Raw genomic sequence first — 231 nt, forward strand, 5'->3', positions numbered from 1 at the left:
GCTGGCCGGTGTCACGGGGCTGTCACCCGCCGCGGTGCCGAACATCGTCAAGGGGCGCACCGGCGCCGGCGTGCACGCCCCGGCCCCCCCCTCCCGCAGCGGTCGCCGGGCCCAGCAGGCCACCCTCGCGCGCAACCTCGGACTGGTCGGCGGCATCCACTTCGCCTCCCGGTCGCTGCGGGTCACGATCGCCGACGTCGCCCAGCGCGTCGTCGCCGATCAGCGCATGCC

The 231-nt window shown here is 77.1% G+C and carries 1 pseudogene; it reads left to right on the top strand.

The features are described from left to right. Position 1: 1 nt before the first annotated feature. Positions 2-231 (top strand): annotated as a pseudogene (locus tag KVT14_RS21765) (ROK family transcriptional regulator); the annotation flags it as partial.

Source organism: Cellulomonas sp. GbtcB1 (assembly GCF_019091725.1).
In the GTDB taxonomy this organism is placed as follows: Bacteria; Actinomycetota; Actinomycetes; order Actinomycetales; family Cellulomonadaceae; genus Cellulomonas.